This is a genomic window from Mucilaginibacter endophyticus (genome assembly GCF_003351025.1).
Taxonomy (GTDB): Bacteria; Bacteroidota; Bacteroidia; order Sphingobacteriales; family Sphingobacteriaceae; genus Mucilaginibacter; species Mucilaginibacter endophyticus.
Window position 1 is genome coordinate 542,736 of sequence record NZ_QPCG01000002.1, and the last position, 12,506, is coordinate 555,241.

Annotated in this window: 11 protein-coding genes and 1 other RNA gene; 11 read left to right on the top strand and 1 reads right to left on the bottom strand. The window is 40.6% G+C overall.

The features are described from left to right. Positions 1–203 precede the first annotated feature (203 nt). From DUL71_RS09810 to DUL71_RS09820, 3 genes are all read left to right on the top strand, one after another. A complete protein-coding gene (locus DUL71_RS09810; protein ID WP_114938520.1) occupies positions 204–1,385 on the top strand; it encodes an acyl-CoA dehydrogenase family protein in 1,182 nt (393 codons plus the stop codon). 142 nt (positions 1,386–1,527) lie between these two features. Beyond that, a complete protein-coding gene (locus DUL71_RS09815; protein ID WP_161964407.1) occupies positions 1,528–3,585 on the top strand; it encodes an ATP-binding protein in 2,058 nt (685 codons plus the stop codon). A gap of 169 nt (positions 3,586–3,754) precedes the next feature. After that, positions 3,755–5,836: a tetratricopeptide repeat-containing sensor histidine kinase gene (locus DUL71_RS09820; RefSeq protein WP_114937925.1), complete on the top strand. Its 2,082-nt coding sequence runs from the start codon at positions 3,755–3,757 to the stop codon at positions 5,834–5,836. A gap of 3 nt (positions 5,837–5,839) precedes the next feature. Here DUL71_RS09820 and DUL71_RS09825 read toward each other — a convergent pair whose 3' ends face one another. Continuing rightward, positions 5,840–7,198 carry a GH1 family beta-glucosidase gene (locus tag DUL71_RS09825; RefSeq protein ID WP_114937926.1) on the bottom strand — a complete coding sequence of 453 codons (1,359 nt, stop codon included), beginning with the start codon at positions 7,196–7,198 and terminating at the stop codon, positions 5,840–5,842. 296 nt (positions 7,199–7,494) lie between these two features. Here DUL71_RS09825 and DUL71_RS09830 point away from each other — a divergent pair, with 296 nt between their 5' ends. From DUL71_RS09830 to DUL71_RS09865, 8 genes are all read left to right on the top strand, one after another. Then, positions 7,495–7,962, top strand: coding sequence for a DinB family protein (locus DUL71_RS09830; protein ID WP_154402353.1), 468 nt, complete (start codon positions 7,495–7,497; stop codon positions 7,960–7,962). Between the two features lie 43 nt (positions 7,963–8,005). Continuing rightward, a complete protein-coding gene (locus DUL71_RS09835; protein WP_112575453.1) occupies positions 8,006–8,416 on the top strand; it encodes a succinate dehydrogenase assembly factor 2 in 411 nt (136 codons plus the stop codon). Further along, entirely contained in the window at positions 8,416–9,063 is a 648-nt protein-coding gene (locus tag DUL71_RS09840; RefSeq protein ID WP_114937928.1) for an SCO family protein, read from the top strand. The genes DUL71_RS09835 and DUL71_RS09840 overlap by 1 nt, the downstream gene beginning before the upstream one ends. After that, a complete protein-coding gene (locus DUL71_RS09845) occupies positions 9,060–9,476 on the top strand; it encodes a c-type cytochrome (protein ID WP_114937929.1) in 417 nt (138 codons plus the stop codon). The genes DUL71_RS09840 and DUL71_RS09845 overlap by 4 nt, the downstream gene beginning before the upstream one ends. A 3-nt stretch (positions 9,477–9,479) precedes the next feature. Then, a complete protein-coding gene (locus tag DUL71_RS09850; protein ID WP_114937930.1) occupies positions 9,480–9,935 on the top strand; it encodes a YwiC-like family protein in 456 nt (151 codons plus the stop codon). Between the two features lie 42 nt (positions 9,936–9,977). Beyond that, positions 9,978–10,365, top strand: an RNA gene (gene rnpB, locus DUL71_RS09855) — RNase P RNA component class A. Between the two features lie 181 nt (positions 10,366–10,546). Then, entirely contained in the window at positions 10,547–11,932 is a 1,386-nt protein-coding gene (locus tag DUL71_RS09860; protein ID WP_114937931.1) for a sigma-54-dependent transcriptional regulator, read from the top strand. Between the two features lie 97 nt (positions 11,933–12,029). After that, a complete protein-coding gene (locus DUL71_RS09865; protein WP_114938521.1) occupies positions 12,030–12,497 on the top strand; it encodes a lipocalin family protein in 468 nt (155 codons plus the stop codon). The last annotated feature ends 9 nt before the right edge of the window (positions 12,498–12,506 follow it).

A 12,506-nucleotide genomic window follows, 5' to 3' on the forward strand; every position in this document is an offset into this window, starting at 1 on the left:
TCTCATCCCGAGGGAAAAGACTTTTCAAAATATTTTTAATCATACAGATTTTCAGCTTGTAAAAATATTTTTGTTAAAAACATGCTTTAAACCGTTTAAACCTACTTTTTGCAATAAAGTGGCCTCACATATCAAAAAACGGCCTTTTTGACTTGCTTTTACCGGTGATAAATGCTTTATATTTGCCCACCAACTATAACGTTATGGCCAAAACAGATCTGTACGAAGCCCCGGATTATTACTTGTTAGATGAGTTGCTCACCGACGAACATAAGCTCGTCCGTTCATCGGTACGGGATTGGGTAAAAAAAGAGTTAAGTCCGATCATTGAAGACTATGCTCAAAAAGCTGAGTTCCCTTCGCAATTACTGAAAGGCCTTGCCGAAATCGGTGCATTTGGTCCAACTGTTCCTGTTGAATACGGTGGTGCCGGCTTGGACTATATGTCATATGGTATCATCATGCAGGAATTAGAGCGTGGCGACTCAGGCATCCGTTCTACAGCCTCGGTTCAGGGATCATTAGTAATGTACCCGATTTATGCTTATGGTAGTGAAGAACAACGCAAAAAGTATCTGCCCAAGCTTGCTACAGGTGAGTTGATGGGCTGTTTTGGTTTAACCGAGCCAGATCATGGATCAAACCCCGGTGGTATGACCACCAATATAAAAGACGCGGGCGACCACTATATCCTCAACGGAGCCAAAATGTGGATCTCCAATTCGCCTTTTGCCGATATTGCCGTTGTTTGGGCTAAAGATGAAGAGGGCAAAATTCGAGGATTGATAGTTGAACGCGGCATGGAAGGTTTTACTACACCAACTACCCATAACAAATGGTCGCTGAGGGCATCGGCTACCGGCGAACTTGTTTTCGACCATGTTAAAGTACCTAAAGAAAACCTATTACCAAATGTTGCCGGCATTAAAGGGCCATTGGGCTGCTTAAACCAGGCACGTTATGGAATTGCCTGGGGCGCCTTGGGTGCCGCGATGGATTGCTACGATACCGCTCTTCGTTACACTAAAGAACGGGAACAATTTGGCCGCCCTATTGCAGGTTTCCAGCTTCAGCAAAAAAAACTGGCCGAAATGATAACAGAAATTACTAAAGGGCAGCTTTTGGTTTGGCGCTTGGGCACACTTAAAAACGAAAACCGGGCTACCCCGGCCCAAATATCAATGGCCAAGCGAAACAGTGTTGAAACAGCTATTACCATTGCGCGCGAAGCAAGGCAAATGCTTGGAGGCATGGGCATTACAGGCGAATACCCTATTATGAGGCATATGATGAACCTGGAATCGGTAATTACTTATGAAGGTACACATGACATCCATTTGCTTATTACGGGGATGGACATTACCGGCCTGGATGCTTTTAAGTAGCAGATAATCAAAGCGCTTAACTTTTAGTAACATACGTGTTATTCTGACGCAAAAATATTGTTCGTTATAATTATGAACATTATATTTGTTGCGTAAACACTTAAAGTTGGCGCCCCCTAATAGCCCTGTTAGTTTAAACAAAGTGCTGCTCAATCATACTATTTGGTTGGCTTTAGCATGTTTATTGGCTTTTAATTCCTGCACAAATAACACCCGTGACACCGGCGACTATTCCAAACAGTTTAAGCCGATATTTGATACGGTAACGTCATATAACGGCGAAAAATCACAGCCTCACAGGGCCATTGAATACCTCGATTCGGCATATAAAACAGTAAGCCGTCGTTATGTAAGTGACAGGTTCCGTTTTTACGCTTTTCATTTTCTTTATAATTTAAAAGCATTGCATGACCCTAAAAAGGCCATGCCCTATGCTGATACCATGCAGGCAGTAGCAGCAGAAAGCGTTACCCCCGATCAGCACATAGCCTTAGCATCTGAAGCGGATTTCGCGACCGGCGATGCCTATTCGGATATGGTGAAATACGATCAGGCTTACCGGTATTTCTACAAAGGCTATTCTATAGGTAAAAACGCTATTGACGATGCCATATTAGCCGAATACACTTACCGCATGGGTATGATCATGTTTAAACAGGGGCATTTTAAGGAAGCCGCTAATTATTTCAAGATCAGCCACAGGCAAAGCTACGCCTATACCGATGATTTTCGCGCTTTTTATCAGCGACAGGAGCTTTTGGATAATATTGGTGAAAGCTATAAAAACAGCGGTGATATTGATAGCTCAAGGCTTTACTTAAACAAAGCACTAACTTACATCAACGAAAACAGTACAAGATTTGCCGAACGCGCAAACCTGCTTGAAGTTGCCAGAGGTGTAGTATACGGTAACCAGGGCGATTTAGCTATGCTTGTTCATGATTACCCCCAGGCAAGTGAGTTATTGAAGAAAAGTATTGCAATTAATTTAAAGCCCGGCAATGATAACCGCGATGCCGAATTAACAGAGATAAAACTTGCCCGGCTATACCTAAGCATCAACAAGCCAGCCGAACTATTTGAGTTACTGAAAAGCCTGCGTCTTCAGCTTGATATTATAAATAATGACGATGTTGAAACCAGTTGGAACGGTTTAATGAGCACTTATTACCTGCAAAAAAAGGATTACCAGAACAGCCTGTTTTATTTAAAAAATTATTCCGCTTTAAAGGATTCGGCACTGAAAAGGACATCCTCTTTGAAACGGACGGACGTAAACCAGCAACAGGCTAATTTCGACAAGGAAAATCAGATAGAAAACCTTAAAGGACACAACAAACTGCAATTGGTATATATCTGCCTTGCCGTACTTTTTTCGGTGATGGCGGTAATTATTATCTTCCTTGTTTTCCGCAACCTGAAAAGATCTAAGCGGGATATCGTTGCGATAAAAAAGCTGAATGACCAGATCAAACTGCAGAAAAACGAATTAGAAAACACCCTTGAAGAAGTAAATCGCGGCAGCCGCGAAAAAGACCGTATCCTGCGGGCCGTTGCTCATGACCTCCGCAACCCTCTCGGTGGCATAGCATCATTATCAGCAGCAATGATTGATGATGCGCAGGACGAAGAGCAAACAGACCTGATCAACCTGATCAAAGAAACTTCATATAATTCGCTCGAGCTTATCAATGAGATTTTAGAAGCTGCAAATACAGCCAATGTAAGCTTTAATAAAGAATGGGTCGAGATAGACAGCCTTATCAGTAATAGCGTTGATTTGTTGAGATTCAAGGCGGCTGAGAAAGATCAGGATATCATGCTTAGCCTGCTGGATACCCCTACAGAGCTATTGATAAACCGGGAAAAAATATGGCGCGTTATCAGTAACCTCATCAGCAACGCCATTAAATTTAGCCCAAGAGGAGCTGTTATTTATGTAATTGTAAACCAAAAACACCAGGGGGTTGAAATATGTGTTAAAGATTATGGAATTGGAATTCCTGATAAATTACAGCAACAGGTGTTTAATATGTTCACCGAAGCCAAACGTCCCGGTACCGACGGTGAAAAGTCATTTGGCCTCGGGCTTTCAATCTGCCGGCAAATAGTTGAAAAACACAGCGGTAGGATTTGGTTAAAGAGCGATTTGAACAACGGCTCAAGTTTTTACGTATACCTCCCGGCCGAAGTAGCATAATCTATTAATTAATCAAGCCACCTTCATTAGTCGCTAGCCGAATTAAATATATTTCATTTTAAGTAATTAATTAACAATAGTCATAAAAACAGTATAGTTATTTTGAGGAAATTTCATAGTTTAACCCTGTTTTATAACCAACACTAAACCTGGCATAATTTAATCTTTAATGTTTATATACAAAAGCCTTAAACAAACGCAGTTATCTGTTAATATACAGGTATGCTTGTTTTTTGCTTGTTTGTTATTTATCATCAGTTCGTGCGAGCAACAACCTAAGGGCTTTCTTTCGTCATCTGCATACAATAAGGCGGTTGATACAGCAACCTCCATGTATGACAATGGTCATTACAAAGCGGCTGCCGATTATCTTGACTCGGCCTTTCACCATTCCAATCATCTCGGCTTTAAACAGGTATACAATTATTACTTTTTCATTTATAATTACGCAGCTCACGTAAAGAATGATCGTAAAATGGCTTTGCTATATGCAGATAGCATGCTCAACATTTTTGACACGCCTGAAAAAAAGTTAAAATTCACCAGCGAATACGGCCAGGCTCATCTTTCTAAAGGAGATGTATTGTTTGATGAACGCCGCTACAACGAAGCTTACAGTTATTTTTATGAGGGAAAAGTAATTGCCAACAATAACCTGGACGATTGTACCATGGGCGATTACAGCTACCGTATGGGCATGATCCTTTACAAACAGGAACACTATGGCCGTGCAGCTTCGTTTTTTAAGAAAAGTTTTGAGGAAACAAGTTCATGTGAAGGAAACTTTAACTATTTCTATCGCCGTCAGGAGTTGCTGAATAACATTGGATTAAGCTACAGCAAGCTGCAAAGAAACGACAGCGCCATGTACTTTTATAACAAAACGCTCGACTATCTTAAGGCTAACGCGGCCAGGTTTAAAGACCGTCCGGAAATGGGTGAAGTATCAAAAGGTGTTGTGTATGGTAACATCGCCGATGTTTATATGAGGCAGCGGAAATACGATGAAGCTAAAGACCTGTTAAAAAAGAGCATCGCTATCAACTTGCGTAAAGGCAATGATAATAACGATGCCCAGTTTTCTGAACTTAAACTTGCTGCAATATATGATAAGCAAAATGCCAATGACTCTTTATTAAACATTCTCAACGTTATAAAGCTACAGTTTGACAGCGTAAAAAGTCCTGACGCTATACAGGATTGGCATTTGTTAATGTCGAATTATTTTGAGAAACAGAATGATCATCAGCAGGCAATGGCGCATTATAAGCAATATGATGAGCTTAAGGATACCATCACAAGTGAAAACAGGAAACTAAAGGAAGCTGATGTAGCGGAACAGGTTAAAAGTCTTGAAAAAGACAATGAGTTTAATAACCTCAAGAAAAACAATGAATTACAACACGTCTACCTTAGGGTAACCGTTGTTTTTGCGTTGATGCTCATTATTATCATTTCCCTGATATTTTTGAATTGGCAAAAATCAAAAAAGAATATTAAGACACTTGGAAGTCTTAACCACCAGATAAATCATCAAAACAACCATCTGGAAAATGCCCTTAATGATCTAAAGCTCAACAACCAGGAAAAAGACCGCATTTTGCGTACCGTTGCACATGACCTCCGCAACCCTATAGGCGGCATAGCATCGCTTACCAGTATAATGAGCGAGGAGAATTACAGCGACGAACAGAAAGAGCTCCTCGGCATCATCAGGGAAACCTCGTTTAACTCCATTGAGCTGATCAATGAAATACTGGAAGCCACCGAATCTACTTCAACAACATTCAACAAAGAAGCAGTTGAAATTAATTCATTATTAAGCAATAGCGTTGAGCTTATGCGGTTTAAAGCAGCGGAGAAACAACAGGTGATCAATCTTGCTCAATTAAACACTCCGGTTGAGATTTGTATCAGTCGTGAAAAGATATGGCGGGTAATTAGCAACCTCATTAGCAATGCCATTAAATTCAGCCCGGAAGGATCAGCTATTTTAGTAATGGCAATTGAACTGGAAAATGAAATACAAATTTCGGTAAAAGACCATGGCATCGGCATTCCTGATAAGCTGAAAAACCAGGTATTCAACATGTTTACCGATGCCAAACGCCCCGGAACGTCCGGCGAAAAATCATTTGGCCTCGGGCTTTCTATCTGCAGGCAAATTATTGAAGATCACAACGGGCATATCTGGTTTGAAAGTGACACCGAAAATGGGACATCGTTTAACTTCACACTGCCTAAAAATTAACTTTTATTTTAAAAATTCGGCGTACCACTTGCCTGAAGCCTTAACCGTGCGTTGCTGGGTAGCATGATCAACATGGATCAATCCAAAACGCGGGTGATAGCCTTCGGCCCATTCAAAATTATCGGTAAGGGTCCAAACAAAATAACCTTCAATTTTATGCCCCTCATTTTTCGCCTTTAGTACTTGTGCTAAATTATCCTTAAGATATTTAAGTCTCTTAGGATCATTTACTTCGCCATCAGTAACAGTGTCGGGAAAAGCCGACCCATTTTCTGTGACAATTATCTTTTTAACATTAGGATATGCATCATACTTTTTGATCATATGATAAATTGAAGGCGGATAAATTTCCCAGCGCATAGCAGTAAGCTCAACGCCCCTGTTCTCGGCCTTAACCATACTGGCATTGATATAAGGCGTGAAGAATGAATATTTTACAATCTCGCGGGTGTAGTTCTGGATGCCGATAAAATCAAAATCAAAACTTAGTTTATCTTCATCGCCGGGATAAAAATATTTTCTGAGGTCTTTAAGGGCAGGGAGATCATTTATAGGGTACCCCATACCCAGCAAAGGTTCAATATATAAACGATTGATCAGGGCATCAGCACGAACAGCCGCAGCTATATCCCTCGGTTTGTTTGAGTAAGGTTCTATCTGTGAACACGAAAACGTAGTGCCTATTTGTGCTGTTGAAGGTAAAAGTCTTCGTAATATTCTACCTCCTTCGGCAATACTCATAGTTACATGATGTATGGCGGGCACAAAGTTTTTCATACCACTGCGACCAGGGGCATGAATGCCGAAAAAATAACCTGCGCCCGTAAACACTACCGGCTCGTTCATCACCATCCAGTGCTTTACCCTGTCGCCAAAGTTTTGGGCACAAATGGTTATAAACTCACTAAACCAGCTAATAGCTTCGCGATTTGTCCATCCGCCTTGAACTTCAAGTACATGAGGCAAATCCCAATGATATACGGTTAGCCAGGGCTCAACACCTTGTTTAATGCAATAATTGATTACCCGGTTGTAATAATCGATACCTGCCTGGTTAACTTTCCCGGTACCATCGGGCAGGATACGTGTCCATGAAATAGAAAAGCGAAAATTGGGGATGTTGAGCTCTTTGATCAGATCGATGTCGCGCTCGTATAAGTTATAAAAATCGCAAGCGGTTTGGGCATGGTCGCCATTCAGTATTTTTCCTTTTTTTGTGGTGAAGGTATCCCATACAGATAATCCTTTTCCATCGGCGTCATGAGCCCCCTCTATCTGAAAAGCAGCAGTTGAAACGCCCCATTCAAAGTCGTTACCAAAAAGATCTTTGCTTAAATGTATTTCCCGGTCAGTAAGTTCCATTAATTTGAGCTACAAAAGCCCAAAAGTGCAATTATATTTATAAATGAAGAATTATAAGTGATAACTTAATGTATGAACGATGAACGCATACTTTTAAGCATCATCCACTGACGGAAGTTGATCAGCAGCTTTGAAATATTGATGATAAATTTCATGACCTTATGTTTTAGCTATAAAATAAAGGTAACAAGCAGATGTTTGCTGAATATGACAACTATGTTATTTAATTGTTAACCAGCATTGTTATAAATATACAAAATTGCTTTGATACATTAGCCGCTTATTTTACAAACACCGTGAAAACATACTTTTTGAAAATGTTTGGCTATAATCTTTTTGCCAGTAATCTCATAATACAAGCCATGGAAACAGCCGGTTCGCCGGATATGACACTCAAGCTTATGGGACATTTACTTGCTGCCGAACAAGCCTGGCTTGAAAGATGCAAACTCGTACCTCCGTCAATGCCAAATTCATGGCCCGAAAATGTTACAATTGAGCAATGCAAAAAACAGGTATCTGAGCGTTATGAAGCATGGGTAACATTTTTAAACGAAATAAATGAGGATGATCTAAATAAGATAATCCCGTATCATAGTTTTACCGGCGACTATTTTGAAAACCAAGTGGGCGATATTGTAACCCAGGTACTTAATCACGGCACGCATACCAGGGCGCAGATTGGTCAGCAGCTTAAGCTTGCGGGCGTAAAAACTTTACCTGTAACAGACTATAGTTATTATTTAAGAGTATTAAACAGCTAAACATTTAGCATATTTGCCAAGTTTTATCACGCTATCAAAAACCATGAAAAAATATCTATTCATTGCAGCAGGAGCTGCTTTATTGTTCGGCTGCGCCGACACTCAAAAACAGGAAAAAGATCTTTTAAACCAGGTAATTGCGGTGCATGATAAGGTAATGCCAAGCGATGTGAAATTAACCGAAAATAAAATGCTATTGGATAGCCTTTTAAAACATGGCGCGCCAACTATCAACAAAGATTCGGCCCAGGCCTATATAAAACTGGTTGACGACGCAGACAATGCCATGAATGACTGGATGCATAAATTTGACCCGGAGAAAAAGGATAAATCGCACCAGGAGTTTATGGAGTATCTTGAGGCCCAGAAAAAACAGATCAATAAAATAGACACCCTGGTAACCGTAGCAGTTACCAGTTCAACAAAATACATCACCCAAATACCGGTAAAATAATGAGGAATCTGTGGATAGGCATTATCATACTAACGCTTTTTAATGCCTGCAAATCAAATACAAAAACTGCCCTGCCGATATTGGGATATAAAACACCGGTAACTAAAACTGTTAATGGCAAAACTGTAACCGATACGGAATACGCCACTATCCCACCATTTAAATTTGTAAACCAATACGCTGATACCATTACAGAGAAAAGCCTTGATGGTAAGATTTATGTTGCCGATTTCTTTTTCACCACCTGCCCTTCTATATGCCCGGTAATGCACCGAAATATGCTTAAGGTATATAAGGAGTTTAAGGATGATAATAATTTCAGGATCATTTCGCATACCATCGATCCTAAGTATGATACTGTACCTGTATTAAAACGCTATGCTGATAAATTGGGGATTGCAGGTAATACCTGGTGGTTATTACATGGCGAAAAAGGCGACACTTATAAAATCTCCAAAAGCTACCTGCAAAGCGTATCCGAAAAAAATCCTAAAGGGGAATATATCCACGATGGATTTTTTATCCTGATAGATAAGCAAAAACGTATCCGCGGTACTTATGAAGGTACAGATCCCGCAGAAGTAACCAAATTGATTACCGATATCAAAACGTTAAAAGCCGAACCGGATCAAATTGCCGCTAAATGAAATTAAAAGCAATTGGCGCAATAGCTATTTTATTGATTGTAATTGGTGCATCATGCCAAAGCGACGATCAGATTGAGTTTAAACGCTATTACTCGGCTGGCAGCCTTGTTTATCAGCAACACTGTCAAAATTGCCATGGCGACAAAGGACAAGGGCTATCATCGCTTATCCCGCCTTTAACAGATTCAACATATCTGAAAAACAATAAAGCAGCCCTGGCCTGCTTCATCAAAAACGGCCTCAAAGGAAAGATAACTGTTGCCGGACGCGCATTTGATGACGAGATGCAGGCTGATGATATAGCACCGCTCGAAATTGCTAAGGTGCTTACCTATGTTACCAATTCTTTCGGTAATAAAATGGGAACCATTACTTTGCAGCAGGTTCAGAATGATTTGAAAAACTGTAAGTAACTTATGAAAGTTTACAGTGGCTTATTGTTAAAAAAAGAATTTACCATTTCGGCTTCAATGATCGAAATTGAGGATAAGCTTGCGATATATGACCGAGAAGAATTTATAATAAAAAAGATCGGTCATCACGAATACAAATTCCTGTCTAATCTATCTTTTGGCACACTTGTATCTAAATACGGAGGTGGTGTAGAAGGAATTAAAATATATACTTCGCTAAACTCAAAAAATGAAAATTTAGTCGATATAACTATAAAAACAAAGATTAGGGTCGAGTTAATATTGTTTGCGCTGTTAACTTTGGTATTTGGCCTTTCTATGATATTCGGCCAGCAGCCTCTTCCAACTTGGGCTATTATATTACTCCCTCTCGTATTAATTTTCTTTTGGTTTACTTACAGATTTCAGGAGAAAAACCTCATTGCAAAGGTTGAAATTTATCTGTTATCCTTCCAATAGTACACTTAATAAATATCGCTCAGAAATATTCCGTACCTTTAGGCCGCAAAACGTTCTATCGCTGCCAGCTTGTTTGGCGGAGGAAAGTCCGGGCAACATAGAGCATCCTGCTTCCTAACGGGAAGGCGCCGGCAGCCGGCGACAGCAAAGTGCCACAGAGAAAATACCGCCCGCTTAGGTGGGTAAGGGTGAAAACGTGAGGTAAGAGCTCACGGCATAACCGGGCGACCGGCTATGACGGTAAACCTCAGGAGTTGAAAAACCAAATAGGTCCTGAAAGCGGAGTTGCTCGCTCCCGTATCTGCCGCAAGGCAGGTCGTTAGGATGGGTAGGTTGTTTAAACCTGTTAGTGATAACAGGGCCAGATAAATGATAGAAGTTGCCCTTTAACAAGGCAAAACAGAACCCGGCTTACAGATTTGCTGCTGTACAACCCCTTGCTGTAAAGTGAGGGGTTTTTACTTGAAGGCATTTTATTTTTTAATAAATTTAAAAACATTGCAAACATTTATCTGCCTTAAACCTTTATAGCACATTAAAAGTGTTTGTTTTTCTATACAAACTCATATATTAGCGATATAACAACTACTACCTGTACATAACTATACAACATGGCTAAAATTTTAATAATTGATGATGAGCGGTCGATACGTAATACGCTTCGCGAAATTTTGGAGTATGAAGATTACGAGGTTGAAGATGTAGATAACGGTGTGGACGGACTTCAGTTAATTGAAAAGAAAGACTATGACCTGGTGCTATGCGATATTAAAATGAACCGCATGGATGGCATGGAGGTACTTACCGAAGGCCTCGCCATTAAACCCGATCTTCCGTTTATCATGATATCAGGCCACGGCACGGTTGAAACCGCAGTGGAAGCCAGTAAAAAAGGCGCGTTTGACTTTATTTCAAAACCACCTGACCTGAACCGCTTGCTCATCACTGTTCGTAACGCGCTTGACAGGGGAAGCCTGGTTGTTGAAGCCAAAGTACTGAAACGTAAAGTTTCAAAGGTACGCCCTATTTTAGGTGAGTCGCAGGCTATTATTAAGATCAAAGAAACCATCGACCGTGTTGCTCCTACCGATGCCCGTGTGTTGGTTACAGGTGCCAACGGTAGCGGTAAAGAGTTGGTAGCACGTTGGTTGCATGAAAAATCAAACCGCTCAAGCGCGCCTATTATTGAGGTGAATTGTGCAGCCATTCCATCTGAATTGATTGAAAGCGAATTATTCGGCCATGAGAAAGGTTCATTTACCTCAGCCATTAAGCAACGTATAGGCAAATTTGAATCGGCAAACGGAGGAACACTATTCCTCGACGAGATCGGTGACATGAGCCAATCGGCCCAGGCTAAAGTATTACGTGCTTTGCAGGAAAATAAAATTACCCGTGTGGGTGGCGAAAAGGAAATTGATGTTGATGTCCGTGTAGTAGCCGCAACAAACAAAGATCTGCTTAAAGAAATTGAAGCCGGTAATTTCCGTATGGACTTATACCACCGCCTTAGCGTCATATTGATTCACGTACCGCCGCTTATTGAGCGAAAGGATGATATTTCGCTGTTAACACAAAGCTTTTTGGATGAGATCTGTAATGAATATGGCATGCCGGTTAAAAAGATCTCAGATGCAGCATTAGAAGCCCTTAAATCTCTTCCTTGGACAGGTAACATCCGCGAGCTTCGCAACATGGTTGAGCGTTTGATCATCCTGAGCGACAAGGTTATCACCGATAATGATGTACGCTCATTTGCAAATCCTTCGGCTCCTGTAGCCGCTACGGCTGCCGGTGCAGCAGCGCCCACGCCACAAACAGACTTTGATCAGTTTAATAACTTCCAGGAATATAAAGATTTTGCCGAGCGTGAATACATCAAATTCAAGCTGGAAAAAAACAATTGGAATGTTTCAAAAACAGCTGACGATATTGATATTCAACGCAGCCATTTATATAGCAAAATTGAAAAATTTGGCCTGAAACGCGGCGAATAACATAAACTTTTGAAATTATTTTAAAAAGCATCGGCAATTATGATTGTCGATGCTTTTTTTATGCTATTATTGTATATCAATAACCTTTATTAACACCATGAAAACCTATTACTTAGCTTCTTTTTTGTTGCTTGCGCTGTGCTCATGCGGCAACCCACCAAAGGCAACAACTGAAACAACTGAACCTGCAGGCAAACTTGACGGAACCTGGCACCTGATATCAAGCAAAAGTATCGTGAAGAATGATACAACGGTAACTACACCGCCAAAAGATCAGGAAATGTTCAAGATGTTTAACGCTACTAACTTTGCTTTTTTTACGCATGATCTGGTACATGGCAAAACCGCCAAACCTTTTTATTCGTCAGGCGCGGGCACTTATACCCTATCTGGCGACGACTATACCGAACATCTGGCTTATTGTGACGCCCGGGATTGGGAAAACAGGGATTTTAAATTTAAGCTTACCGTAAAAAATGACACCCTGGTTCAAAAAGGGATTGAGAAAATAGATAGCCTCAAGGTTGATCATGAAATTATTGAAACTTATGTTAAGGTGAAATAATTCATCATA